26 protein-coding genes are annotated in these 24577 nt (G+C 47.0%); 11 read left to right on the plus strand and 15 right to left on the minus strand.

Features of this window, described 5'->3' with window-relative positions; translation table 11 throughout:
- Nucleotides 1–44 precede the first annotated feature (44 nt).
- The 3 genes from ICL07_RS13050 to dtd form a co-directional block, all read right to left on the minus strand.
- A complete protein-coding gene (locus tag ICL07_RS13050) occupies nucleotides 45–1001 on the minus strand; it encodes a YihY/virulence factor BrkB family protein (protein WP_188088343.1) in 957 nt (318 codons plus the stop codon).
- A gap of 74 nt (nucleotides 1002–1075) precedes the next feature.
- Entirely contained in the window at nucleotides 1076–1402 is a 327-nt protein-coding gene (locus ICL07_RS13055; protein WP_188088344.1) for a nucleotide pyrophosphohydrolase, read from the minus strand.
- Between the two features lie 52 nt (nucleotides 1403–1454).
- A complete protein-coding gene (gene dtd / locus ICL07_RS13060) occupies nucleotides 1455–1907 on the minus strand; it encodes a D-aminoacyl-tRNA deacylase (RefSeq protein ID WP_188088345.1) in 453 nt (150 codons plus the stop codon).
- Nucleotides 1908–2009: 102 nt separating this feature from the next.
- Between dtd and ICL07_RS13065 the strand changes: the two genes are divergently transcribed.
- The 3 genes from ICL07_RS13065 (at nucleotide 2010) to ICL07_RS13075 (ending at nucleotide 4611) form a co-directional block, all read left to right on the plus strand.
- Nucleotides 2010–2474: a hypothetical protein gene (locus ICL07_RS13065; RefSeq protein ID WP_188088346.1), complete on the plus strand. Its 465-nt coding sequence runs from the start codon at nucleotides 2010–2012 to the stop codon at nucleotides 2472–2474.
- Between the two features lie 173 nt (nucleotides 2475–2647).
- The gene (gene arfB / locus ICL07_RS13070) at nucleotides 2648–3046 is read left to right on the plus strand and encodes an alternative ribosome rescue aminoacyl-tRNA hydrolase ArfB (protein ID WP_188088347.1); all 399 of its coding nucleotides are present in this window, start codon (nucleotides 2648–2650) and stop codon (nucleotides 3044–3046) included.
- Nucleotides 3047–3078: 32 nt separating this feature from the next.
- A complete protein-coding gene (locus ICL07_RS13075) occupies nucleotides 3079–4611 on the plus strand; it encodes an oligosaccharide flippase family protein (protein ID WP_188088348.1) in 1533 nt (510 codons plus the stop codon).
- Between the two features lie 82 nt (nucleotides 4612–4693).
- On the opposite strand, the gene ICL07_RS13080 is transcribed toward ICL07_RS13075, so the two are convergent.
- Complete coding sequence (locus tag ICL07_RS13080; RefSeq protein WP_188088349.1) at nucleotides 4694–5332, minus strand: MBL fold metallo-hydrolase; 639 nt, start codon at nucleotides 5330–5332, stop codon at nucleotides 4694–4696.
- Nucleotides 5333–5390: 58 nt separating this feature from the next.
- Here ICL07_RS13080 and ICL07_RS13085 point away from each other — a divergent pair, with 58 nt between their 5' ends.
- A complete protein-coding gene (locus ICL07_RS13085) occupies nucleotides 5391–8804 on the plus strand; it encodes a hypothetical protein (protein ID WP_188088350.1) in 3414 nt (1137 codons plus the stop codon).
- A gap of 103 nt (nucleotides 8805–8907) precedes the next feature.
- Here ICL07_RS13085 and ICL07_RS13090 read toward each other — a convergent pair whose 3' ends face one another.
- Genes ICL07_RS13090 through ICL07_RS13110 form a run of 5 tightly spaced genes read right to left on the minus strand, consistent with a single transcriptional unit; the run spans nucleotide 8908 to nucleotide 12295 of the window.
- Complete coding sequence (locus ICL07_RS13090; RefSeq protein WP_188088351.1) at nucleotides 8908–9579, minus strand: DUF1361 domain-containing protein; 672 nt, start codon at nucleotides 9577–9579, stop codon at nucleotides 8908–8910.
- A 30-nt stretch (nucleotides 9580–9609) separates the two neighbouring features.
- Entirely contained in the window at nucleotides 9610–9975 is a 366-nt protein-coding gene (locus tag ICL07_RS13095) for a diacylglycerol kinase family protein (protein ID WP_188088352.1), read from the minus strand.
- Nucleotides 9976–9977: 2 nt separating this feature from the next.
- Nucleotides 9978–11297 carry a cell envelope integrity protein CreD gene (gene creD, locus ICL07_RS13100; RefSeq protein ID WP_188088353.1) on the minus strand — a complete coding sequence of 440 codons (1320 nt, stop codon included), beginning with the start codon at nucleotides 11295–11297 and terminating at the stop codon, nucleotides 9978–9980.
- A 54-nt stretch (nucleotides 11298–11351) separates the two neighbouring features.
- Nucleotides 11352–11648 carry a winged helix-turn-helix domain-containing protein gene (locus ICL07_RS13105; RefSeq protein WP_188088354.1) on the minus strand — a complete coding sequence of 99 codons (297 nt, stop codon included), beginning with the start codon at nucleotides 11646–11648 and terminating at the stop codon, nucleotides 11352–11354.
- A 5-nt stretch (nucleotides 11649–11653) separates the two neighbouring features.
- On the minus strand, nucleotides 11654–12295 hold the full coding sequence (locus tag ICL07_RS13110; RefSeq protein WP_188088355.1) for a hypothetical protein: 642 nt from the start codon (nucleotides 12293–12295) through the stop codon (nucleotides 11654–11656).
- Between the two features lie 230 nt (nucleotides 12296–12525).
- On the opposite strand from ICL07_RS13110, the gene ICL07_RS13115 reads away from it, so the two are divergent.
- The 4 genes from ICL07_RS13115 to ICL07_RS13130 all read left to right on the plus strand — a co-directional run bounded on the left by ICL07_RS13115 (nucleotide 12526) and on the right by ICL07_RS13130 (nucleotide 16743).
- Entirely contained in the window at nucleotides 12526–14940 is a 2415-nt protein-coding gene (locus ICL07_RS13115; protein ID WP_188088356.1) for a DUF5686 family protein, read from the plus strand.
- Nucleotides 14940–15329: a hypothetical protein gene (locus ICL07_RS13120; RefSeq protein WP_188088357.1), complete on the plus strand. Its 390-nt coding sequence runs from the start codon at nucleotides 14940–14942 to the stop codon at nucleotides 15327–15329. The genes ICL07_RS13115 and ICL07_RS13120 overlap by 1 nt, the downstream gene beginning before the upstream one ends.
- Nucleotides 15330–15416: 87 nt before the next feature.
- Nucleotides 15417–16100, plus strand: a complete 684-nt coding sequence (locus ICL07_RS13125; protein ID WP_188088358.1) for a hypothetical protein — start codon at nucleotides 15417–15419, stop codon at nucleotides 16098–16100.
- A 28-nt stretch (nucleotides 16101–16128) separates the two neighbouring features.
- A complete protein-coding gene (locus tag ICL07_RS13130) occupies nucleotides 16129–16743 on the plus strand; it encodes a hypothetical protein (RefSeq protein ID WP_188088359.1) in 615 nt (204 codons plus the stop codon).
- A 281-nt stretch (nucleotides 16744–17024) separates the two neighbouring features.
- Here ICL07_RS13130 and ICL07_RS13135 read toward each other — a convergent pair whose 3' ends face one another.
- Nucleotides 17025–18341, minus strand: coding sequence for an SWIM zinc finger family protein (locus tag ICL07_RS13135; protein ID WP_188088360.1), 1317 nt, complete (start codon nucleotides 18339–18341; stop codon nucleotides 17025–17027).
- 108 nt (nucleotides 18342–18449) lie between these two features.
- Complete coding sequence (locus ICL07_RS13140) at nucleotides 18450–19631, minus strand: aspartate aminotransferase family protein (RefSeq protein WP_188088361.1); 1182 nt, start codon at nucleotides 19629–19631, stop codon at nucleotides 18450–18452.
- A gap of 85 nt (nucleotides 19632–19716) precedes the next feature.
- On the opposite strand from ICL07_RS13140, the gene ICL07_RS13145 reads away from it, so the two are divergent.
- From ICL07_RS13145 to ICL07_RS13155, 3 genes are read left to right on the plus strand one after another with little or no spacing between them, the layout of a single operon-like run.
- The gene (locus ICL07_RS13145; protein ID WP_188088362.1) at nucleotides 19717–20247 is read left to right on the plus strand and encodes a gamma carbonic anhydrase family protein; all 531 of its coding nucleotides are present in this window, start codon (nucleotides 19717–19719) and stop codon (nucleotides 20245–20247) included.
- A 42-nt stretch (nucleotides 20248–20289) separates the two neighbouring features.
- Nucleotides 20290–20439 carry a hypothetical protein gene (locus ICL07_RS13150; RefSeq protein ID WP_188088363.1) on the plus strand — a complete coding sequence of 50 codons (150 nt, stop codon included), beginning with the start codon at nucleotides 20290–20292 and terminating at the stop codon, nucleotides 20437–20439.
- Nucleotides 20440–20451: 12 nt separating this feature from the next.
- On the plus strand, nucleotides 20452–20589 hold the full coding sequence (locus ICL07_RS13155) for a hypothetical protein (RefSeq protein ID WP_188088364.1): 138 nt from the start codon (nucleotides 20452–20454) through the stop codon (nucleotides 20587–20589).
- Here ICL07_RS13155 and rsgA read toward each other — a convergent pair whose 3' ends face one another.
- From rsgA to ICL07_RS13175, 4 genes are all read right to left on the minus strand, one after another.
- On the minus strand, nucleotides 20590–21525 hold the full coding sequence (gene rsgA / locus ICL07_RS13160) for a ribosome small subunit-dependent GTPase A (RefSeq protein ID WP_188088365.1): 936 nt from the start codon (nucleotides 21523–21525) through the stop codon (nucleotides 20590–20592).
- 119 nt (nucleotides 21526–21644) lie between these two features.
- Complete coding sequence (locus tag ICL07_RS13165; RefSeq protein ID WP_188088366.1) at nucleotides 21645–22655, minus strand: vWA domain-containing protein; 1011 nt, start codon at nucleotides 22653–22655, stop codon at nucleotides 21645–21647.
- Nucleotides 22656–22680: 25 nt separating this feature from the next.
- Nucleotides 22681–23673, minus strand: coding sequence for a hypothetical protein (locus ICL07_RS13170; RefSeq protein WP_188088367.1), 993 nt, complete (start codon nucleotides 23671–23673; stop codon nucleotides 22681–22683).
- Between the two features lie 25 nt (nucleotides 23674–23698).
- Nucleotides 23699–24568, minus strand: coding sequence for a DUF58 domain-containing protein (locus ICL07_RS13175; protein ID WP_188088368.1), 870 nt, complete (start codon nucleotides 24566–24568; stop codon nucleotides 23699–23701).
- Nucleotides 24569–24577 lie beyond the last annotated feature (9 nt).

The following is a 24577-nucleotide window of genomic DNA, read 5'->3' on the forward strand; positions in this document are numbered from 1 at the left end:
ATTGTAATTATTTAATAATATATTTCTAGCTAGATAATATATACTTATCCTTCTTCCACCGTATCCGGTGGAGCAGGCGGCACATGGGCGACTTCAATCTGTTTTACCCAGACAGCATAATCGTTAGGATAGATTTCCCGGCCCAGGTGGCGTACATACACCCGGGTAAAGACCGCCCCGAAATACAGGATAGCTGCGGAATAGTATACCCATAGCAGGATAATCACCACAGAACCGGCTGCCCCATAGGTAGAGCCTACCTTACTGGCCCCGAGGTAATAGCCGATAGCGAATTTACCGATCATGAACAGCACCGCTGTTGCAACAGCGCCCACCCTCACATCTTTCCATTTGATACGGGCATCGGGCAATACTTTAAAGATAATGGTAAACAGAGTAACGATAACCAGGAAAGGCACTACCAGGTTGGCTACATATAAAATCAGCGTAGTGGTGAGTTTGGTGGGGATCAGCTGTACCAGCACATTCTGGAATAGCTCCACCAGGCCATTGACCGCCAGCGATACCAGCAAAATGAAGCCCATGCTTACTACCAGCGAAAAAGACAGCAACCGGTTGATCAGCATACGCAGCAAACCGTTTTTCTTGGGTTTGGATTTCAGTCCCCATATAAAATTGATGGAGTCCTGTATCTCTGCAAACACCCCGGTGGCACCGATGATCAGTGTCACAAAACCAACCATGGTGGCCCAGCTCATATCATTTGACAGGGTAGCGTTACGGATCATGGATTGTATCTGAATAGCCGCTTCGCTGCCTACCAGGCCCTGGATCTGGCCATAGATACTGCCTTCCACCGCTTCCTTACCTAGAAAAAGGTCACAGAAAAAAATGATGATGATCAGCATGGGGGCGACCGAAAAGATCGTATAATAGGCCAATGCAGCGCTGAGTTTCAGTACTTTATCATCCACAAAAGCGCTACCGGCATCCTTTAGTATGTTCCAGTAGAACCGTATTTTTCCCGTTTTATTGTTCATGCAGCAGGGTTTTACCCACAGGAAGCAAAAAACATGCATGAGCATGGCTTCCCGTGGCATAGGCCAGAGAAGGATTATTTTAATTTAGGATTGTTCGCATGCCGGGTAGCATCCCGGATATTCTTTTTGTCGAAGTTTTTTTCCAGCGCCACCGTCATGTCGATACCTGTTTGATTGGCAATACACAGCACCACCCACATCACATCGGCCAGTTCATCGGCCAGCTCTCTTTTTTTATCACTGTCTTTAGCAGACTGGTCGCCGTACTGCCGGGCCATTACACGGGCTACTTCTCCTACTTCTTCCGTAAGGATAGCCATATTGGTTAGTTCACTGAAATACCGGACGCCGGTAGTATTGATCCAGTTGTCTATTTTTTCCTGTGCTTCCTGTATAGTCATGGATAATGGATTAATGTTTTAAAGATAACGGATTGCAGACATAATGGTTTATCTATTCCCGTTGCTGCGTATCAATGATAATCGTGACCGGGCCATCGTTGACCAGGGCCACTTTCATATCGGCGCCGAAGATACCGCGCTGAATGGTAGTACCGAGGTCCTGTTCCAGCTGCGCGATCATTTTTTCATACAGCGGGATGGCTACATCCGGTTTACTGGCACGGATATACGAAGGCCGGTTACCTTTTTTCGTGGAGGCGTGCAGGGTAAACTGGCTCACCAACAGGACATCGGCATGCATGTCCTTAACTGAAACATTCATCACGCCCGCATCATCGTTGAATATGCGGAGGTTGACGATCTTACTGCTCAACCATTGTATGTCTTCCTGCCCATCAGCATCTTCAATGCCCAACAATACCAGCAGGCCCTGTCCGATCTGGCCGGTGATGACGCCGTCTACCGTTACCGACGCTTCGGATACACGTTGTATAACTGCTCTCATATCAATAATAGGGCTGTTTTTATCATGAGCCGGAAAATTAACACAAACCGCCGTAACATTTGCGGCTTTTATCCGCTTAACAGCTACCAAAATCTATTGTTTATGTTACGTATGCTACTAAGCACCCTGATATTGTCCCTGCTGATAACAAGCTGCAGCAACAACAGTAAAAAGGCGGATGACCCTTGTGGAAATTGCTGCTTTGTCAGTGAATCCCTCCGCTTCCGGCTGATAGATGCCAAAACCGGTGAAGACCTGGTATCAGGTTCCCAGTCGATTATTCCGGTTGACAGTATCCATTTCCTGTTGTCAGATAACAAATCCGGCTATTATCGCCGCGCAACGGGGCTCAGTACCCAGGGAAAGTTTCTTTACGGTCCCGGCCCATGGCCTGGTATATTGCTGGAGATCGGTCTGCCTGGTGGTGCCAAAAAGGAAAAAATCACCATTAACGGCAAATCGGTGAACTGTTGCACTACCGGTATTGCCAGTGTTACCGTGGGCGAAAATCCGGTACCAGTGCAAAAAGATAGCTCCGGTGTTTATCTGATTCCTTATTCCCGGTAAATATTCCTCCCCGGGGGCCACGCTCCCGGAACTCCTGATTATTGTCTCCCCGGTTCCAACTACCCGCTTCCATCCTCTTCCTGTATCCGCTCTGCTCATCTTCGCGCATCAGTACTCATCATGGCCATCACAGTTATTTAACGTAAATTTGCATTATAAAAAAGACCCATACAATGAACATCGACGTTACACCTGAGCTCACCTTTCGTACGGCCCGCAGCGGCGGTTCGGGCGGACAGCATGTGAACAAGGTGGAAACCATGGTGGAAGGTTATTTTCATATAGACACCTCCGCCCTGTTAACCCCTGAGCAAAAACAGCTCCTCCACGAGAAACTGGCCAACCGTATCAATACCGAAGGAATATTGCAGGTGAAGTCCCAGACAGCCCGCACCCAGTTGGGCAACAAACAGGAAGTGATCTTCAAGATCAATGACCTGATCAACAAAGCGCTGATCCCGCGTAAAAAGCGGATTGCTACCAAGGTGCCCAAGGCGGTTATTGAGAAAAGGATACAGTTTAAGAAGCGGATATCTGAGAAAAAACAGCTGCGAAGGGGCAATTTTGAGTGACGGCATTCGTATTTTGCATAAAATTTTAGGATTTGAGCATCAAAAAACTGGCAGGACAGACGGTTTATTACGGGTTGAGTAATATTGTGAGCAAGCTGCTCAATTATTTCCTGACACCTTTTTACCTGAGTATTTTAAGCAGGGCCTCCTTCGGGGAGATGTCTAACGTATATGCCTATATCCCTTTTGCCAATATTGTGCTCACCTATGGAATGGAGACCGCCTTTTTTCGCTTTGCCAAGCAGGAGAACAAAGCACATGTGCTGGGTACCTCTACCATATCCCTGCTGTTTTCTACAATATCCATCACCATCCTGCTGCTGTTATTGCGCGGGCCGGTGATTAACTCGTATACCGGCGAACTGGCGGGCCTTACCGGGCATCCGTCATTTTATACTTACGTGGTACTGCTAATGGCTTTCGACGCGCTGACAGCCATCCCATTTGCACAACTGCGGCTGGAAGGCCGTCCGGTGCGCTATGCGGCCATCCGGGTAGCCGGTATCCTGACGACCATCTTCTTTAACATCTTTTTCCTGGTGATCTGTCCCAAGCTGGCGGCAGCCGGCCATCAATGGGCGCCCAGTCTGCATAACGGCAGCGACCAAACAGGATATATCTACCTGAGTAATATGCTGGGCAGCGCCATCACCCTGGTACTGTTTATACCACAGATACGGAAGATAGAATGGAAGTTTGACCCCGCGCTGTGGAAGAAAATGATCCACTATGCCCTGCCCCTGATTATTGTGGGCATGGCCGGTATGGTCAATGAAACCTTCGACAGAGCCTGGTTTCTGCCACAATTCCTGCCGGGCAACGATATGGAAGCCAAAAAGGAGACCATCGCCCTGTATAGTGCCAACTATAAACTGGCCATCCTCATCACCATGTTCATACAGGCGTTCCGGTTAGGGGCGGAGCCCTTCTTCTTCAAACAGGCCGAAAGTGAGAACCCACAGCGGGTATATGCCCGTATTATGAAGCTGTTTGTGGTGATGCTCTGTTTTATGTTCCTCTTTGTGAGCCTGTACCTCAATGTGTGGAAGATATTCCTGCGGGTGCCCTTTTACTTCCAGGGTATGCGGATTGTACCTGTACTGCTGCTGGCCAATATGTTCCTGGGGATCTACTATAACCTCACGATTTGGTTCAAGCTGACCGACCGCACCAAGACCGGTGCGGTGATCACCCTGATTACGGCTGTACTGGCTTTTCTCCTCAACTACTGGTGGATTCCGGTAATGGGATACTATGGCGCAGCATTAGCCACCATGGTCTGCTATTTTGTTCAGATGGTCGTTTGTTATGTATGGGGACAACGTTATTACCCGATACCCTATCATCTGCCTAAATTAATTACCTACATAGGGCTGGCCGTGGTCACCTACTATGTGTTCAACTGGCTGAACAGCAAAGTGCTTTCTCCCCGCGACATTTACGCCCTGAAGGCTTCATCGCTGGCAGTAGCCACCCTGTTCTTTGCAGCCTATGCCTGGTTTATCTTCCGGATGGAACGGAAAGAATTTGCCCGGATGCCGTTTATCGGGAAATTCATCAAATAATTTAGGGATTTATTGATTTACGGATTTTGGGAAGGTAGCCGCCGAAGTCCCGAAATCAATAAATCCGTAAATCAACAAATCCCTAAATAAGGAAAGGGTTGTATTTCTTCTCAAAGCCTATCGTAGTAGCGGGACCGTGACCAGGGAACACCCTTGTCTCATCCGGCAATACAAACAGCTTCTCCCGGATGCTGGTCAACAGTGTAGCGTGATTACCACCAGGCAAGTCGGTACGCCCGATACTCTGGTAAAAAAGCACATCACCACCTACAATGAACTGCTGGCTGGCGCAGTAAAAAGAAACGCTGCCCGGAGAGTGGCCCGGAGTAAACAGCACATCCAGCTCATGGCCGCCAAACGTGATCTTCTCACCTTCCACCAGGTAACGGCCAGGCATAGGTGAAGGATCGAAAGGCAGATTGTACATGGCTCCCACAGCCTGGGAGTTATCCATCACCACCTGCTCCTTCTCATGAAACTCCGGTTTTACGTGATAGGTCTCCGCTACCAGTTTGTTCCCGAAGATGTGATCGAAGTGGCAGTGGGTGTTCAGTAATCTCGTAACATTTAACCCTTCGGTTTGTATATATTGCAATAATTCTTTTCTTTCGTCCTGAAAATAACAACCCGGGTCTATAATTATACATTCCCTTTTTCCGTTAATAAGCAGGTAGGTGTTTTCCTGGAGAGGACCAAAAGTGAATTGTTGGATTTCGATCATTGTTACCTGATTTTTAGCTAATTTTAAAACAGATCACAATATTATCAATACTTTCTGTATGAACAGATTTATTACCAGGTTATTATTCGGCGCCCTATTACTTGGAACATCCGTCACACAAGCCCAGACCAATACAGTTGAATTCGGCCAAAATCGTGTTCAGTTCAAGAATTTTAAGTGGAGATATTATCAGACCCGCCATTTCAACACCTATTTTGCCCAAAATGGGCTGGAGCTAGGCAAGTATGTAGCCCAGGTAGCCGAAAAGGAATTGCCTGCGATAGAGCAGTTCATGGAGTCCAATCCCCGCCAGCGCATCAATATTGTGGTCTATAACAGCTTCGGGGAGATGAAACAGTCCAATATCGGCATTGGTATTGACTGGCAGAACACCGGAGGTGTAACAAAGCTGGTAGGTAATAAAATGATCGTGTATTTTGATGGCAACCACGAAAACCTGCACCGCCAGATCCGGCAGGGGATAGCCCGTATTTTGCTGGAAACCCTGCTCTTTGGTGAGGATATCGGCGAATTTGCCGGTAATGCCGCCCTGATAGACTTCCCCAAATGGTTTACCGATGGCTTTATCGCCTATGCTGCCGAAAACTGGAACGGCAAACTGGATGAAGAACTGAAAGCCACCCTGTTATCCGGCAAATACAATAACTTCAACCAACTGGCCTACGATAAACCATTGCTGGCCGGACAAGCCTTCTGGTACTATGTGGAAAGCAAATACGGTAAAGATGCCGTGCCTTACCTGATGTATATCACCCGCATCAACCGGGGACTGAAAAAAGGCTTCGAGCAGGTACTCAATCAAACACCTAAAAAAGCCACCCAGGACTTCTTTGTCTTCTACCAGAAACGTTTTGCAGAAGACAACCGCAGACGGAAAACATCTGCCAAAGGCCGCACCATTGTGGCACAGGAAATCGGCAAATCCGACTACTACCGCTTCAATCCCAATCCGAAGAATAACTCCTACGCCGTCGTAGAATTCAAAAAAGGCGTTTATCGTGTACAGATACAGCTGGGCTGGAACAAACCCAAAGTGCTCCTGCGCAGCGGCGTAATGCAGCTGGCCAACCAGGTAGATCCCAACTATCCGATGATGGCCTGGAACCCCAAAGGGAACCGCCTCGCTGTAGTGTATGAACATGAAGGCAAGACCAAACTGATGGTGTATGACCTCATCACGAAAACGACCCTACGTCAGGACCTGCCGCAGTTTGACCGCGTAGTGGACTTTAAATACATGCCGGTACAGGAAAATACACTTCTGCTGTCTGCCATCAAAAATGGCCATACCGACATCTTTACCTATAGCATCGCCCATTCTAAAACAGAACAAATCACCAACGACGTATACGACGACCTGGACCCGTCTTTCGCAGCCTTCCCCGGCAAAAGCGGTATCATCTATTCTTCCAACAGGCCCGTTCCTAAAGGAAGAGGCAGCGATACCACCCTGCCTAACAGACCATACAACATCTTTATGGTGGATAACTGGAACAAAAGCAGCGAAAAACAGATCACCCAGCTCACCGACATGAAGTACGGCGATGCCAGACTGCCCATGCAGTACAACACTACCCACTTCACCTTCGTATCCGATGCCAACGGTATCCGTAACCGTTATGCCGGCTTCTTTAAATCTACCAATGCCGGTGTGGACTCCCTCTTCTTCGTAGGGTCTGAAGTACTGCATAATCCTGATAAAGAAGAACTGGACTCAACACTCGCCGCCTATGGCACCACCGCCCCGGATTCCGTACAGGCCGTGGCTATCACCATGGACTCCACCTACACCTTCCCGATATCCAACTATCCTTACGGTATCCAGGAATCCCGGATTACCGGTGAACAGGGAGAAGTATCTGAAGTGGTAGGCTATGCGGACATCAAACGCCTCATGAAGCTGAAAGTAGATACCAATGTGCTGAAGAAAAGAAATGTGAATGCCAGGCCGACCAACTTCCGCAAGGCGGAAATGCATGCCGACAGCCTTCGCATGGGCCTGCCCACCTACAACGTGGCGCCGCCTAAAGACACTTCTACCCACGGTAACTTCTTCCAGAATGAATTCGCCAACGAACCGGCGGATACTTCTACCAACAGTCGAAATAATGTAGCAGGAGAACCGTCCATGCCTGGCCTGTTTGAAAAGAAAAAAGAAGAACCAGTGCTGAAAAAAGCCAAGCTGTTCCCCTATAAATTCAAATTCGCATCAGACTACCTGGTGCTGCAACTGGACAACTCAGTACTGATTAATAAATATCAACCGTTTATGGGTCAGCCCAGCGCTCCGATTCGTTTAACCGATCCCGTGAATGGTATGATTCGTATAGGCGTGAGCGATCTGTTTGAAGACCTGAAGTTTAACGGCGGGTTCCGTATTCCGTCATCCCTGCAGGGCTCTGAATATTTCTTCAGCACCAGCTACCTGAAAAAACGTTTCGATTATAAGTTCACCTACTACCGTAAAGTGGACCGGAACGGCGACATTATCATCAGTGACTCTACATTAGGCCAGTTCCAGGCGCCGGCTAAGTTTATCACGAACCTCTACCAGGCAGAAGTACGTTATCCGTTTGACCAGGTGCGGAGCCTCCGCCTGTCAGTAGGTTACCGTACCGACAAACTGGTGGTACAGGCAGTAGAAGCACCGTCGCTTTACTCAAAGAATTACACCGAAAGTTATGTGCTCGGCCGTCTGGAATATGTGTACGATAACACCATTAATCCCGCTATTAACATCTGGAATGGTACCCGTTATAAAGTTTACGGCGAGATCAATTCCCAGTTGACCAATGGCGGTTTGAATGAGGCATTCAATCCTCATTCACCGGCCACCGGCGGAAGGTTCACCTATAATATGGGCGTTGACGTCAGACACTATGAAAAGATATACCGCAACTTCATCTGGGCTACCCGTTTTGCGATGGACATGTCCTGGGGTACCCGCAAACTGTTATACTACCTGGGTGGTATCGACAACTGGCTGAACCCTCAGCTTAACCCATACACGCAGGTAAATCCAGGTACCAATTACGCCTTCCAGACCCTCGCAGAGAACCTGCGTGGTTATAAACAGAATGCCAAAAATGGTAATAACGTGATGTTGCTCAATACTGAATTACGTTTGCCTGTATTTGCCACTTTCATAGAGAAGCCCATCAACTCCGCGTTCCTGCGTAACTTCCAGGTAACCACCTTTATGGACATTGGTACCGCCTGGAATGAAAAGCTGAGCTTCAAAGATGCCAATTACACCACTTACCAGGATGAACGCGGTGGAGTGACCACCCGTATCAAAGAAGGTTTCCTCGGTCCGTTCATCGGCGGTTATGGCTTTGGCGCCCGTACTACCATCGCGGGCTATTTCCTCCGGGTAGACGCTGGTTGGCCGATGGTAGCGTTCTTCCGCGGCAGCCCGATCTGGTATTTCGGCATGGGAGTAGATTTCTAGTCCCCAGGGCTAAACAGGACCGAATAAAAGAGAAGATTGATATTTTATATACAAACAAAACGCCCGTTTGATTTTCATCAAACGGGCGTTTTGTTTGTATTTTTTATGCAGATTGTTTTCTGAACAGGGGATACATGAGGCTGAGGAAGATGCCCATACATACCGTGAAGGCCCATGCGCTGCGATGCTCTACCGGATGCAGCAGGATATCCCTCATATCGCCGAGGAGGGTGAGCGGATCTTTTACTACATCCCAGCTGTTATAGCGGAGATAACGACCGATATATACGCCCATACCACAGAGGAACATAATGGGGAATGTAAACAGCCAGGCTGGCCAGCGGGTATAGCGGGCGCGCCAGAGTTGTTCCATACTGCGGATAGACATGTAACCGAGCATCATACCGTTCCAGGCGAAGGAGAAAATCACGAACAGATCGAACCAGAGCGGGACACCGCCATCGAAGAGATGAAACAGGTCGGTGAGGATATACGGTGCATTAGGAATAAACAGCAGCCAGGCGATGAAACAGCCGTACCAGGAGAACCGGTTGCTGATTTCAGCCGGATGTTTTTCCATCCAGCGGGTAATAGCAAAGGGAACATAAGCCAGGAACAGGTTCCAGACCAGGGATACACGCAGGTAGCTACCGGAATGGTATACACGATAACAAAGCAGCGCCAGGCTGAATAAGATAGAAAAGTACAGCGTATAGGTTTGCTGGTTATTGGTGATTCGTTGCCGGATCAAACGGAAGATGCCTTTCAGTCGCATGGTACGAATGTTTTTAGATGGATAATGAATCTATAGGATATGCGGGATAAATATCAACGCACCAATACCGGCGGCGGCGATGGCGGCAATGAGCACGGCGCCTGCCGCCACGTCCTTGATCCACTTTACACGGGGATGCAATTCGGGCGACAGGTGGTCCATGATTTTTTCGATGACGGTATTCAGCATTTCTGCGACCCAAACCATCGCGATGGTGATGATTAGCAAGATCCATTCCATCCTGGAGAGCTTATACCAGCAGCCGGCTGCCGTTACTACGATAGTGGCCACCAGGTGGATGCGGGCATGTGGCTCGCTGCGGAGAAAAGCCGCAATTCCACTGAAAGCATATCCGAAACTGGCCAACCGTCTGCTGAAATAAGAATCTTTCCTCATATTTATTGTACTGTTGATTTCTCTGATAATTTATCCCACTTGATCGTTCTGCTGAAATACATGATAGCGGCCAGGGTGAGGAAGAGGCCAATACTGCCCATCAGAAGGGCCTGGTCTTCCGCACTGATGATCACATAAATGAAACCGTACAACAGCAGCAAGGTAGCACCAATTCCTGCAGCAATACGACTGCTTTTATAGGCGCTGGCTACGTACAGCGTGATGAGGCCAATGGTCAGCCCGCTGGCGATCAGGTAGGCCGTGGTAAAGTTAAGTTGTTCTGATATGGATATCAGCAACGTGTAAAAAATACAGAGGGCGAGGCCTACAAGGGCGTACTGCAATGGATGAATGGCGCGGCGTTGGGAGAGTTCGATAAAATAGAAGATGATAAAAGTGAGTCCGATCACCAGGATGGCATATTTCACTGCCCGGTTGGACTGCTGGTAGCTTTCAGCGGGCATAAAAAACTTGATACCGAAGTCGGCGCTATGGATATCATATTTGTTGCCGGCCCAGCTTTGGGGGTATTCGCGGTTCAGGTCCTGTATTTCCCAGGTTGCGCTGAAGCCTTTGGCGTCCACACGGCGGTCTTTCGGCGGGAAGGCGCCGTCGAAGCTGGGATCGGGCCAATTGGAGCTGGTATGTACGGTGGTGGTTTTACCGACAGGGGAGAAGCTGATCCTGCCGGAGCCTTTCACACCCAGTTCCAGGGTGAAAGCGCCGGCGAGGGCAGCGGTATCGCCGGAGGCCAGTGATACCGGTGACTGGATGCCGCTTTTGAAAAGGTCGGTATTGACCACGCCGGGACTGAAAGGGAAAGTGTTGCCATTCCAGACCATTTTAACCTGGTTGTCTATGCCACGCAGGTCGCTGATGCCCATGATAATGGAAGCCTGCTGCCATCTCAGGGCGGATGGCGGTACGCCTGATTTGTACAGGGCTGCCGGGCTGAAAGTACCACTCAGCTGCATTTTGGCGTCATATACCGCCACGCTGAAGATGCCTCTTTTAAGTTTTTGGGGTAACAATTCTCCATTGATTTTTAATTGTTCCGGTAACAGGTATACGTAGTTATCGTTCGCGGAACCTGCAATGGTATAGGGAATGGCCAGTATCGGGCCGGTAATATGTTGTTCGTACCCCCAGCGGCTGCTTACCTCCTCTACCGCAGAGGCTTGCCTGTCCTGGCGTTCGCGGATAACATCCATGATCATGCTGGCGGGGATGAGCAGCACGAGGACCATGATGACAATGATGATCGCTTTAAATGCATAAGCGTAGCGACTAAAAAAGGAAATGTTGTTCTGGGGATTTTCCATGGTTTTGATTTTTTAAAAAGCACTTTGTATTTCAAAGTTAAAAGACAAAAAAAATTATTTAGTGAATTTGATCATATGTTCCAGTGCAATGAGATGGCCTTTAAAAGCCTTTTCTCCGGCAGTGGTGATTGCGTAGGTGGTATTGGTTTTGCGGCCAATAAATCCCTTATACACCTTGATATAGCCGTTTTCTTCCAGGGTATTGAGGTGTGAGGCCAGATTGCCGTCGGTTACCTCCAGCATCTGTTTCAGGTCATTAAAGTTGACCTCATTATTCACCATCAACACACTCATAACACCCAGTCGGATGCGGCTCTCAAATATCTTATTTAAATTTCCGATCGGATTCATGCTAATTATTGAAAGCTTCCCTTTCTCTCATATTTCCACCACATCACGATTCCATAAACGATGTGCAATACCCCAAATCCCACGGCCCAAAAATAAAGTCCTTTACGTAAAAGAAAAAGGTTACCGATGCCCAACAACACTTCCAGGATACCCAGGTAACGCAATTCAGGCAAGGTATACTTGCTCGCATTTACCAGTGCCAGTCCATAAAAAACCAGGCAGGTAGGAGCCACCAGCGATTCTATATGATTGTACAACAACCCGGCTGCAAAAGCACCACCCGCTGCCAATGGAATGCAGACGTTGATCAACACCTTCCGGCTTGTTACATCCCATATCGGCAGGTTATTTTTCCGCGCCCTGCGCCAGGTAAAAAATAAACCACCACCCACTGCCGCCGCCATCACCACCAGGGCTGTAATAATCAACTTATACTTCAGGTCAATATAATCAGCATCACTATACACCCCGCTCTTATCCCAGCGCTCATAATACGCCACCAGCCATACCCGAGCCAGCCAGGCGCCCACCAGGGCAGATACCCCTGCTGATACGCCACTCAGCCCGCTCAGTGAAATAAACCGGCTGCTGCGCTCCATGATACGCTTAATGTCCGTTAAGGCTTGCAAATGTTGTTGATCTGTCATATTGAAAAAGCACTTTGCAATACAAAGCTAAATTAATTTCTGAAATTCCAAAATATATTTTTTTTGTCATAACTGCCTTACCTTCAGGAAAGCAACTATCCGGATTACCGTTAAATAATCTAATATTGTTGTCAGATATGTTTGGTTGGAAAAGTATTATAGCAGTCCTAATAGGCATAAGCGTTGGTTGTACGGCATTGAAGGCGCAGCAATATAAGGTCAGTGGAACAGTGAGAGATGCGCACTCACAGGAAATTATTCCCTTCGCTACCCTTCAGTTTGATCACACACAGACCGGAATGGTTACTGACGCTGAAGGAAAATTTTTATTTGAATTAAATGTTATCCCGTCAGATTCGCTACTGGTGAGGGTAATGGGATACACCATTCTTAAAATGCCGGTCAACCGGACCCTGAAAGAGCAGACAGTCAACTTCGAGATCACCCGCTCCGACGTATCCCTTAAAACATACGAAATTAAAGCCAACGTTAACTTCGCCCTTATTCTTCTCAAACAGATCGTAAAACATAAACCGGAAAACAACTATAACCGGCTCGATAATTATAAATACGAAGTATACAATAAACTGGAACTGGACATGAAAAACCTGAACAAGGAAAAATTGTCCAAAAACAGGTTCACCAAACCGTTTGCTTTCATCCTCAACAATATCGACAGCACATCGGAAGACAAACCCTTTCTGCCCATCTTCCTGACAGAATCCTTGTCTGACTACTATTATCAATCCAGCCCCCGTAAAACAAAAGAAATCATCAAAGCCGCCCGTACCTCCGGTATAGACAATGAAAGTGTGACGAAGTTCCTCGGCGGTATGTACCAGAACATCAATATCTACAACAACTTCATACCGGTATTCGACAAACAGTTTGTCAGCCCCATACACAACAACGGCGCTTTCTACTACGACTATAAAATTGCGGATACACAATATATCAGCAGCCAACGGTTTATCAAACTCAACTTCACGCCTAAACGAAAAGGGGAGAACACCTTTATCGGTGATATCTGGGTTCACGATACTACCTATGCCGTCATGAAAGCCACCCTGTCTGTACCCAAAGATGCCAACATCAACTTCGTACACCGGGTAAGTATGGTACAGGAATTTAAACAGCAGCCCGACAGCAGCTGGTTCCTCTACAAAGACAAATTTGTAGCCGACTTCTGGGCGCCCAGTCCCAAACCCGGCAAAACATTCGACTTTATCGGCCGTAAAAGCACCACCTACGATAACGTTATCACCAACGATACCGCCGCCACCAATATTTTCAGCAATAAAAAATATCCGGAGGCAGTCGTGGTGCTCGATAGCGCCCGTATCAGGAAAGAATCTTTCTGGAATGACAACCGCCCCGAAGACCTCAGCAAAAATGAGGTCGGTATCTATAAAATGATTGATACCCTTCAGCGGATGCCACTCTTCCAGCGGTATTCCAATACCATCCGCTTCCTGGCAACAGGGTATAAACCATTTGGACCAATAGAGTGGGGCCCTTATTATTATCTATTTTCCCAGAACAGGCTGGAAGGCTTCCGCCTGCGCCTCGACCTGGGTACCACGCCCAAATTCAACAAAGACCTCTATCTCTACGGATACCTGGCCTATGGCTTCGGAGATAATGTATACAAAGGTAAAATGTCGGCGCTCTGGCTCCTGAAAAGGCATCCCCGCATGTACCTCTACGGCGCCTATACGAAAGACCTCGACAACGGTTCCCACTACTACGACGAAGTAGGCACCGACAACATCTTCACCCTCGCCATCCGTAAAAACGGTATTCCACAGAAGTTCCTCATGATACAGGAACAGCGGCTGGAGTTTTTCAAAGAATACTACAGCGGTTTCTCGCACCAGGTAACGTTGCTGCATAAACAGGCAAGGCCTTATGAGCCGCTGCCTACCGCAGCTTACTACCCTAAAACTGTCAACGACCGTGACCCGCTTACCACTACCGAAGTAGAACTGAAACTTCGCTGGGCCTTCCAGGAGCAGTTCCTCGAAGGCAATTATTACCGTATCAGTCTGGGTAGTAAATATCCTATCACAGAACTGAAGTACGCCGTGAGTATCCCGGGTATCGCCAGTAGCGGTCAACAGTATCAGCGTGTATCCCTCAGCGTGTCCGACTATGTTAAATTGCCTCCTTTCGGCTCCCTGTACTATAACGTTTTTGGTGGCAAGATCTTCGGTACCGTTCCATATACTTCTCTCGAAGTACATCCCGGCAACGAAATCTACTACTACAACAAGTACGCCTTCAACATGATGAACCGCTTCGAATTCCTAAGCGATCAATATGTAGGCTTCAACGTAGAGCATACCATCGGCAATGGTATCTTCGGTTATATTCCCCTTATCAAAAAGCTGAAATGGCGTCAGTTCTGGACCGCCAAAGGCGTTGTCGGTTCCCTGTCTGAACCCAATAAAAAACTGAACCTGTATAACGGCTATCCGTTCCGTACCCTCGAAGGAAACCCTTACCTGGAGGTAGGTACCGGTATCGAGAATATCTTCAAGTTCCTGCGGGTAGACTTCATCTGGCGCGTAGCACCGGATGTATTACCGGATGAACCGGCCAGTAAAAAATTCGGTGTATTCGGCAGCTTTAAATTGCAGTTCTGATGAAAAAAGACGTAACACATACCATCCTGTTCGATACCCTGTTATCCGGCGAAATAGGTGATATGTATTACGACCTGCATAACGACTTCGAGTGTATCCGTATCAGTTATAGCCTGTTGGAGAAAAAACTGGAATTGAGGTTTACCAACGATGATGACAGGATTATCGTTACTTTTTATGATGCCCGGTTAGGCGTCTGTAGTTTTCATCCCACGCAACCGCGAAGCACCCTCGATCTCTTTCACCGCGGCCGTTTTGAAATGAATAACAATCTGCATGAAATGACTTCCAGAGGGGAGTATTATTACTGCTTATCTTTTATGGAGACTGATAAGTTGGAAGTGTTTGCCAGGCAAGTAGTGATGGAGATGAGCAGGTTGAATAGTTAAGAACAACCTATAACGTTATCCCTTTAAAAGCACTATGAAATGATTCCGTCAAACATTAAGCTTTTGATCATAACTGTACTGTACTGCATGGGTGTAACTAAGATATATAGCCAGTCCATACCAACCCACGACAGCTCCCTCATTCTTCACAATATCATTAGCTATCATATCAGATACGCTGTGGAAGCCGATTTAGGCGCTAGTTCAAAAGACCTGCTGGCGCCTTACGGGGAAGGTATCTTCCAAAAATTAATGCCGGCAGATGGCCAACTGGAAACGGAAATAATGCCGTATAACGGAGAGACACTATATCCGGATAAAACCTATCAGTTGTTTGTTATTCATCTGCCAGGCTTTAAAACAGTGTATCCGAATGGAAGGGCCATCACAAATCGTTTGCACGCTTTTCGATTTGACGAATACTATCTCGTTGCTTATAACGCTAAAAAAGATTCCATAAAATATATCAGTGGCAATTTCTTCAAATCCGCCATAACACAGGATTTCAAGTTGGACAACAATGCTCCTGAATCGTTCTTTCCCTACCTGAGATTAAGGTGTCACGCAATGAAACCCGGCAATATTATCTTCAACAGAAGAGTTGAAACAGGCCTCTATTTCACCATATACAGTAAAGACCTCAACATTGATGTGGAAGTTTTTATCCGGTATGATGATCATGAAACAGTAAATATAACCGACAGCCGGCTCTCAGGAAGTATTACCAGTACAAACATAAAATCCCGGATAATACATGCTGACTCATATTAACGGGTAAGTCAATCTGAAATTCATCATTATGAATCGAAAGAAATGCTGCAAAAAAAAGAGACTAATCACCAGCCTGTTTTGTTGGGGGCTACTTGTGATCTCCTTGCAGACATGGTCTCAATCTATTTTTAAGGTCGTGGAGACTCCCCGTGACCCACTCTTCGAAATCTGTCCAGGAAAACATGATAATGAAAAATACTATAGAATTATTCTCGCAAATGATAGTTTGTATCCTGTTTCCACCTACCCCGTTATCCCTTCTGACATTAAGATTGATACCTTAAAAGCGATTGAAGAGCTATTGGCACTTAAAGGAGACAAAAGAATATACGTAGTCCCTTTAATGTGCTATGATCCCGTACGATCACAGATTTACATGGGAGAGAGCAAAAATTACGCTATACAAGTACACGCGCTTTTCATCATAAATCAATTAATATTCGGCAATAACTTCTCATACGCCTCCTGTCCGGTACTAGTTAGCAAAAAAGATAACTCGGAAGCAACTATATCGGGAGAAATAATAGAGGAGGCATTTAAGTCCTACGGCAAATGGTATAAGCGAATAAGAAAGATTGGCCTGAGTCAGGTCATTGCCAGGAAAATGATGCCGCTAGACAGTAGTACTGTCAAATGGTACTAACAATTCTTGTTGATTTCACCAATTCATTAAGTAAGCAGGCAAAAAACAGGGGAGTGACCTCATTCAGAATAAACCTTTTAAAATTGCGTCATTATATCCACATTCATGGTTTCTCTTTTTTAATAAGCCGGGTCAGCATGTTGCTTCCATGGAAGCCTGATTGCGCACTTTTGAGCCCAATCCGTATTTCACTTTCACTATAGTTAGTCTTTAAAATCCCGGCTAATGTAACCACATCATTGGCCGTCTTTGCGTAGTCGTCGTCTATAAAGTTGTCCCACTTACTGACCAACGCCATCAGAAAGTTTGCCCTGTCTTGCTTTTGCAAATATTTTATTTCGCCATTTTTTCCTTTCAGCTTTGTCTTCTATCTGCCCATCAACAAACAAGTAATCATCGAAATCAAATGTATATAGCGACATTTTTTTCAGGACTTCAGTTAACTTTCCATTATCCCTTTCAATACTATAGATTTCTTTCAGGAATTGGTAGTAAGAATGATTATACTCTTCACGGGAATTATACATAATCTGTTCCTGGCAATATGTTTCAGCCAGATTAAGATGACCCAGCTGTATTAACCTACCAATAAGGTCACTGTTGTAATCGTTATTAAAACGAATCGGTTTAAACACGTTATAATAAGTCTCGAATAAATGATTACTCGTTACCAGGTTAAATATGGTTTCCGTATACACACTGCCATCAAAAAATTCGATTGGATTACAACCGGCATACTGCCCAACTAACTTATTTATCACCGCTGTTTTTCTTTCCCCGTTGCTTACCCCAATAACATCAACCAGGAACCACAAGTAGGAAACGCGGAGCTTATGACGATCAACAATTATCCGATCTGCAAAATACCCTACAGCGATAGTCCAACTCTCGTCAGTTCGTAGTTGCTGTAAATGATCTGCCACCTTGAGCAACTGGCTTTCCAAATACTTTTTGATTCTATTGCTGGTAGTAGCGATTGTCAGTTGTATTTCGGCCACTATTTTCACCAATGCATCAAAGTTCAGGAATGCATCCTGATCGGTTAACTGTGCGCAATATTCGTTTACTACAGTATCATGCACCTCTGCCCACAACTCTGCAATTCTTTTTACCTCACTGGCTTCCGCCCTCTTTTTGCTTTTAATTACAGCTTTCACCGCATCTCTTGTCAGCTGCTCTATATCTGCCGGACTATACTTTTTTTGCTGATTGCCAAACTGATACAGAAAAGCAAGTTCAAGATCTTTGTTTCTTGCAAGTATCTCCTTAATCCAGGATTTGAGCTTTTCAGCGTCTACCTCATCTATCAGATCCTTAAGGCGACTTTCTTTTTTGTTCCCTTTCGATGGCTGTTTTCCCTGCTTTTCTTTTATGATATACAATAGCAAAGCCGCTTTGTGTTGGCAAAAGTCTGTCTTACTCCCGCAATCACAGGAATGGGTTACAATTTCTTTTTTATCATTCAATGAGACGGCGACATCGAAACTGGCACTACCTTCATCTACATAGGCTTGAAAATAGTTTTTATCTATCTCATCACATTCCCTGACAATATTTTTCGCCGCTTTTTTCAAAAGCTCTTTAGGAAGTATTTGCATGTAGTTGTTGAGTAGAAAACTCATATGGCTGCAATACTAAAAATGTAATATTATGACGATACTGGACAAGTATACATCAAATCAAAATCATCGAACTTAATTATTCCGTCACACCCTATCCAACCCTTCACAAATCACCTTACACGCCTGCACAATCTCCTCCTCCGTAATAATCAACGGTGGTGCTATCCGCATACATTCCGGTGCAAACAGGAACCAGTCGGTGAGTACGCCATTGGCAATACAATAATCAATCGTCTTCTTATTCACCTCAAAGCTCTCTACTTCCATCGCCATCATCAATCCGAGTGAACGCACTGATTTGATAGCAGGATGTTGCAGGTGTTTGCGGAACAATTCACCTTTAGCTTTTACATCTTTGATCACCTGTGATTCCAGCAATGCGTTGAAACCAGCGAGACCAGCGGCACAGTTTACCGGGTGCCCGCCGAAGGTGGTGATATGCCCCAGCACCGGGCTGTTGGTGAGGCTCCACATAATAGTACGGGAGGAGATGAAAGCGCCCAGTGGCATACCGCCGCCCAGGGCTTTCCCGAGCAACAGGATATCAGGAATGATACCCAATTGTTCAAACGCCCATAACGTACCGTTACGGCCAAGACCACACTGTACCTCATCGAGTATCAGCAGGGCGCCGGTTTCGTTACATTTAGCGCGTAAAGCGTGTATCCATTCCAGTTGGGGAACGATGACGCCTCCTTCTGCCTGTACGCTTTCTGCAAATACGGCTGCGGTGTTATGTGTAATCAGTTCCAGGGAAGCGTAGTTGTTGTATTCGAGGTGTTGTATACCCGGCAGTAATGGCCGGTAGGCGTTGCGCCAGTATTCATCGCCGAGGATGCTGAGGGCGCCTTGTGTAGATCCGTGATAACTGCGGTTAAAAGCAGCGATCTCTGTTCTGCCGGTGAAACGTTTGGCCAGTTTCATAGCGCCTTCTACGGCTTCTGCGCCGGAGTTGGTAAAATATACACAGTCGAGGTTGCCGGGAAGATGTTGTGTCAGCGCCCGGGCATAGGCTACCTGTGGCGACTGTACGAATTCTCCGTATACGAGCAGGTGCATATATTGCTGCGCCTGTTCCTGGATAGCCTTCACCACAGCAGGGTGACAATGCCCCATGTTACAAACACTGATGCCGGCAATCAGGTCCAGATATTTCCTGCCATTGACATCCCACATATACATGCCTTCCGCTTTTACGATCTCCAATGCCAGTGGTGCATCTGAAGTTTGCGCTACGTGCTGCAAAAAAAGTTGCCTGTTGTTCATATCTCTTACATTCTCTGCGAAGGTAGAAAACAACGACTAATTAGTAATTGTTATCTTTGTAGCATTCAGATTAAAACTATCATTTATGTCTCACATTATACCCTTAAGAGGATTTACTCCGAAGATTGCAGACGGCTGCTTTATTGCACCCAATGCCACCATTATTGGCGATGTGGAGATGGGCAAAGGTTGCACAGTATGGTTCAACGCGGTGGTACGCGGCGATGTGAACAGCATCCGCCTCGGCGAAAACGTGAATGTACAGGACGGCGCTGTGATTCATTGCACCTATGAAAAATCCAAAACCATTGTGGGTAATAATGTGTCTATCGGGCATAATGCTATCCTGCACGGTTGTACAATAGATAACGATGTGCTGATCGGTATGGGCGCCATCGTGATGGACAATGCGCATATCAGCAGCAACAGCATCATCGCTGCCGGTGCGGTTATACTGGCAGGCACCCATGTGGAGCCGGGCACTATCTGGGCCGGCGTACCCGCCAAAAAAGTAAAGGATATTGATATGGCCCTTATTAAAGGAGAAATCAACCGTATCTCCAAAAACTATAACATGTACGCTTCCTGGTATAGCGAAGGAGAGCAACAACCGTAACACTTTATAAAAATATATTATATTGCGGGCAAATATCCTTCTATGAAAACGTTTATTTGCCTGCTCCTTTTGGCAGCTATTGTGCTGCCAGGCTGTTCTTCACAGAAATACGGGTGTCCTGCCACCAGCTACAACAAAAAAGATTTACAGCGATCCAACCGCAAAGCCGGCAAACAAATGCGTTTATTCTAGTAAAACTATACTATGCGCAAAATAATCGCCCTGGCCCTGTTGGCTGTTGTCTTCACGGCCTGCCGTACACAAAAGAAAGGATGCCCCCTGCCCAAACGCAACTGGGGCGCAGAGAAAGTGCTGGATGAACTCAGTAAACCCAAAAAATAACTAGTACTGTTCTTCTTCGATGGTCTCGAGGATAGTGGCATAGCTCACATACCGGTCCGGATCAATTTCTCCGGCCTCCACCGCCTCTTTTACGGCGCAGCCGGGCTCGTTGATATGCAGGCAGTTATTAAACTGACAGTGGGAGAGATAAGGTTGCATTTCCAGGAAATAGTGGGATAACTCGGTTTTCTCTATCTCTACGATACCAAACTCCCGCACACCGGGAGTATCTATCAGGCAACCGCCATCTGGCAGGTCATACATCTCTGCAAAAGTGGTGGTATGCAGACCTTTGCCGCTCCAGCCGCTGACAGCGGTGGTACGCAGGTCCAGCCCGGGTATCAGATCGTTGATCAGGGAGGATTTACCCACGCCCGAATGGCCCGACATCAGGGTGGTCTTATCTTTCAGGATCGCCTGAATGGCTGCTATCCCTTCTTTTTCTGTAGCAGAAATGAGCTTCACCGGGTAACCTATTTCGGTGTACAAGGCTTCTATTGCTTCAAACTGCTCCATCTCCTTAGCCCTGTAAATATCTTTTTTGTTGAATACCAATACCGCCGGGATATGATAGGCTGCAGCGGTGACCAGGAAACGGTCTATAAAACCCTGGGAGGTACGCGGCTCGCGGACGGTACAGATCAGCATAGCCTGGTCCAGGTTGGCTGCAATAATGTGTTTTTTATTACGCCCATGAGGAGAGCTGCGCACAATATAATTCCGGCGTTGCCCGATCTCCGTGATCATGGCGTTTTTGGCGTTAGCATCGCTGTCATCGGGCACAATCTCCACTACATCGCCTACGGCAATGGGGTTAGTAGAGGTGATATCCTCATTTTTTTTGAAGATACCTTTCATCCTTGCCTGAAATGTTTCGCCGTCAGTGGTTTTCACCACATACCAGCTACCCGTTGATTTATATACTGTTGCTTGCAATAGTCCGGAAATTTATAATATCCCCAAAGGTAACATTTCGTCACGCAAAGAAAAAAAGTGAGCAAAGAAACAAAAGGTGGTCCCTTTGCTCCTTTGCTCACTTTGATAGCTTTGCGTGATTATGGTAAACTTCTGAACAGGGAATAGCGCAATACTACCTCCAGCAGGATGCAGGCCAGGGCCAGTATCGCTAATGGGAAGAAGTGTTCTGCATATCGTTTGTAAGAGGTGATTTCCACTTTGGTTTTTTCCAGCTGATCGATTTCTGAATAGATGTTTTTCAGATCGGTGGTGTTGGTAGCCCGGAAATACTTACCGCCGGTTTCTTTGGAGATCTTTTTCATCAGCGGTTCATCAATCTGTACGTCCTGCATCACCATTTGTACGCTGCCATCGGCCATGGGCATGGGAAAGGGAGCTTTCCCCTGGGTACCTACACCGATGGTATACACCCTTATTTTGAATGCTTTGGCTATTTCCAGGGCGGTGAGCGGATCTATGAGACCAGTGTTGTTGACACCATCCGTCAGCAGAATAATGACCTTGCTTTTAGCATGACTGTTACGCAGGCGGTCTACCGAAGTAGCCAGGCCCATACCAATGGCGGTACCATCCTGTAACATGCCGCTTTTTACTTGCATAATCTGATTTTTCAGCACGGCATGATCGGTGGTAATAGGGCATTGGGTGAAACTTTCGCCGGAAAACACGACCAGGCCTATACGGTCGCTGATACGTTTGTCTACGAAGTCCATCGCCACTTTTTTGGCGGCTTCCATCCGGTTGGGTTGCAGGTCTTCTGCCAGCATACTACCGGATATATCGATGGCCATGACGATGTCGATCCCTTCACTATCGATATTTTCAGAGGTGTTGGAAGTCTGAGGCCGGGCCAACGCCGTTACCAGGGCGGCATAAGCCAGGATACGCAAGGCCAGTAATACCGGCCGGAAACGCACCTTCCAGGATACGGGCAGTCCTTTCAGGCCTGCTACGGAGGATACCTTCATCACGCCCTGCGCGTTTTTCCGCCGGGCAATGCGCCAGTAAATCATCACTGGTATCAGTAACAAAAGCCAGAAGAACGCCGGGTAGGCAAATTCAATATTTTTCCACGCTGAAAAATCCATTACTTAAAGAGGGTTAAATGACTAATTACGCACCTTTTTGCGGCTTTTCTTCCGGCACTACAGGCTCTTCTTTGGGCCTTGTCCATTCCAGGATCTCTTCGGCTTTGTGCATACAGTCTTCATGCTCATCGGCAGTAGGCTGTAATTTGGCAAATTTGGCAAGATCCGCAATGGCCAGCAGGGCACGTAATTTATCCCGCTGCTGGTTCAGTTTGGTCACCGGCTTGATATTGTTCAACAGCTCTTCAGATGTTTGTTCCAGTGCGGCAATGCCAAACTGGTGTTCGAAGTAGGTACGCAAAATATCAGTCAAACGGGTATAATACTGTTTTATATCGCCTTGTTGCCACAACTGTTCGCCTTTCAGGGATTTCAGTTGTTGAACGGCCAGTTCATAAGGCGTTACCAGCGGCAGTTTCACTGCTGGTTTCTTTTCCGGGCGTTTGCGGAAATACAGCAGCAGGCCCAGGACTATCAGCACCACAGCGGCGCCTATCGCGATATACAGCCAGTAGTCCCATATATTCCAGGGTACTGCCTGTACGGTCTTGATCGGTTTAAATGCTTTGGTGGTATCTACGGCGACAGTGTTTACATCGATGCCCAGCGGTTGACTGAACAGGGTATCTATGCTGTTGGCGCCGTTAGCGCCATATACTTCAAATTTCAGGGGAGGAAATTCCCAGCGCCCGGAGTCGAAGCTGGTCACGGTGAGCGTTTGCTGCAACACCTTCAGGTCCTGCTGTGTCAGCGTGTCCAGGTTGGAGCGGTTAACCACTTCAAAATGTTCCAGCGAGTCCGGCACAGTAGGAAACAGCAGCCTGAATTCGGGCTTGTTAAAAACTGCCGCCGGCACTGTGGCCCTCAGATGCAGCTTTACCTGTTCACCGATCCGGATGTTGCTGGTGTCCGCTTTGGCGGTCACTTCGAGGGTTTGCTGTGCCAGCAGGCCGAATGGGAACAATAACCCAATAAAGAAAGATAAAAGGATACGTCTTATCACTTGCTGTTTATACATGTCTGAATTTGCTCTCCTTAATAACTTAAGCCCTGTTTAGGAAAAATGTCTGCAGCGCTTTTACATAATCTTCATCAGTACGAACGGTCATCAGCTCTGCGCCGCTTTTCATAAAGGCATTTTTGCAATATTGCGCATGTTGTGCAAACTGGTGTTCATAATACTGCCTTACCCGGCGGTCAGCGGTATCTACCCACTGTGTGGCGCCGGTTTCAGCATCCGCTACCTGGATAAGCCCAACGGGAGGCAGGTCCCGGTCGCGCTGGTCATACACCTGGATACCTACTACGTCATGCCTTTTGGCAGCGATGTTAAGGGCATCCTGGTAATTGCCGGACAGGAAGTCGCTCAGCAAAAATACAATGCTGCGCTTTTTGGCGGCATTGTTGAAGAAACGGAGCGTTTCCTTGATATTGGTACCTTTTCGTTTAGGCGTGAACGATAGTAGCTCACGGATAATGAACAGGATATGTGATTTTCCTTTTTTAGGCGGGATATATTTTTCCATCCCGTCGCTGAAGAAGATAACGCCTACCTTATCATTGTTTTTGATGGCCGAAAACGCCAGTACGGCGCACAATTCGGTGATCAGTTCCCGTTTGTCACGTTTCTGGGTACCGAAGGCAGAGCTTTCACTCATATCTACCAGCAGCATCACCGTCAGCTCTCTTTCTTCTTCAAAAATCTTCACAAACGGGTGATTGAAACGGGCGGTCACGTTCCAGTCGATAGACCGTACATCGTCGCCAAAGTGATAGTCCCTCACCTCGCTGAACGACATACCACGACCTTTGAAGGCGCTGTGGTATTCGCCCGCAAAAATGTGGTTGGTAAGCCCTTTGGTCTTGATTTCTATCTGTCTTACCTTCTTGAGTATTTCGGCAGTGTCCAACATGATAAACGA

The organism is Chitinophaga qingshengii (assembly GCF_014529935.1).
GTDB lineage: Bacteria > Bacteroidota > Bacteroidia > Chitinophagales > Chitinophagaceae > Chitinophaga > Chitinophaga qingshengii.

What these genes read in the sequence shown, in the direction of transcription:
- ICL07_RS13090 (WP_188088351.1), bottom strand. Translation starts at nt 9,579, where the DNA reads ATGCGACTGAAAGGCATCTTCCGTTTGATCCGGCAACGAATCACCAAT.
- ICL07_RS13175 (WP_188088368.1), bottom strand. Translation starts at nt 24,568, where the DNA reads ATGTTGGACACTGCCGAAATACTCAAGAAGGTAAGACAGATAGAAATC.
- ICL07_RS13165 (WP_188088366.1), bottom strand. Translation starts at nt 22,655, where the DNA reads ATGGATTTTTCAGCGTGGAAAAATATTGAATTTGCCTACCCGGCGTTC.
- ICL07_RS13150 (WP_188088363.1), top strand. Translation starts at nt 20,290, where the DNA reads ATGAAAACGTTTATTTGCCTGCTCCTTTTGGCAGCTATTGTGCTGCCA.
- creD (WP_188088353.1), bottom strand. Translation starts at nt 11,297, where the DNA reads ATGGAAAATCCCCAGAACAACATTTCCTTTTTTAGTCGCTACGCTTAT.
- ICL07_RS13135 (WP_188088360.1), bottom strand. Translation starts at nt 18,341, where the DNA reads ATGCAAATACTTCCTAAAGAGCTTTTGAAAAAAGCGGCGAAAAATATT.
- ICL07_RS13145 (WP_188088362.1), top strand. Translation starts at nt 19,717, where the DNA reads ATGTCTCACATTATACCCTTAAGAGGATTTACTCCGAAGATTGCAGAC.
- ICL07_RS13125 (WP_188088358.1), top strand. Translation starts at nt 15,417, where the DNA reads ATGGGTGTAACTAAGATATATAGCCAGTCCATACCAACCCACGACAGC.
- ICL07_RS13140 (WP_188088361.1), bottom strand. Translation starts at nt 19,631, where the DNA reads ATGAACAACAGGCAACTTTTTTTGCAGCACGTAGCGCAAACTTCAGAT.
- dtd (WP_188088345.1), bottom strand. Translation starts at nt 1,907, where the DNA reads ATGAGAGCAGTTATACAACGTGTATCCGAAGCGTCGGTAACGGTAGAC.
- ICL07_RS13095 (WP_188088352.1), bottom strand. Translation starts at nt 9,975, where the DNA reads ATGAGGAAAGATTCTTATTTCAGCAGACGGTTGGCCAGTTTCGGATAT.
- ICL07_RS13170 (WP_188088367.1), bottom strand. Translation starts at nt 23,673, where the DNA reads ATGTATAAACAGCAAGTGATAAGACGTATCCTTTTATCTTTCTTTATT.
- ICL07_RS13050 (WP_188088343.1), bottom strand. Translation starts at nt 1,001, where the DNA reads ATGAACAATAAAACGGGAAAAATACGGTTCTACTGGAACATACTAAAG.
- ICL07_RS13105 (WP_188088354.1), bottom strand. Translation starts at nt 11,648, where the DNA reads ATGAATCCGATCGGAAATTTAAATAAGATATTTGAGAGCCGCATCCGA.
- ICL07_RS13120 (WP_188088357.1), top strand. Translation starts at nt 14,940, where the DNA reads ATGAAAAAAGACGTAACACATACCATCCTGTTCGATACCCTGTTATCC.
- ICL07_RS13055 (WP_188088344.1), bottom strand. Translation starts at nt 1,402, where the DNA reads ATGACTATACAGGAAGCACAGGAAAAAATAGACAACTGGATCAATACT.
- ICL07_RS13065 (WP_188088346.1), top strand. Translation starts at nt 2,010, where the DNA reads ATGTTACGTATGCTACTAAGCACCCTGATATTGTCCCTGCTGATAACA.
- arfB (WP_188088347.1), top strand. Translation starts at nt 2,648, where the DNA reads ATGAACATCGACGTTACACCTGAGCTCACCTTTCGTACGGCCCGCAGC.
- ICL07_RS13085 (WP_188088350.1), top strand. Translation starts at nt 5,391, where the DNA reads ATGAACAGATTTATTACCAGGTTATTATTCGGCGCCCTATTACTTGGA.
- ICL07_RS13130 (WP_188088359.1), top strand. Translation starts at nt 16,129, where the DNA reads ATGAATCGAAAGAAATGCTGCAAAAAAAAGAGACTAATCACCAGCCTG.
- ICL07_RS13080 (WP_188088349.1), bottom strand. Translation starts at nt 5,332, where the DNA reads ATGATCGAAATCCAACAATTCACTTTTGGTCCTCTCCAGGAAAACACC.
- ICL07_RS13155 (WP_188088364.1), top strand. Translation starts at nt 20,452, where the DNA reads ATGCGCAAAATAATCGCCCTGGCCCTGTTGGCTGTTGTCTTCACGGCC.
- ICL07_RS13110 (WP_188088355.1), bottom strand. Translation starts at nt 12,295, where the DNA reads ATGACAGATCAACAACATTTGCAAGCCTTAACGGACATTAAGCGTATC.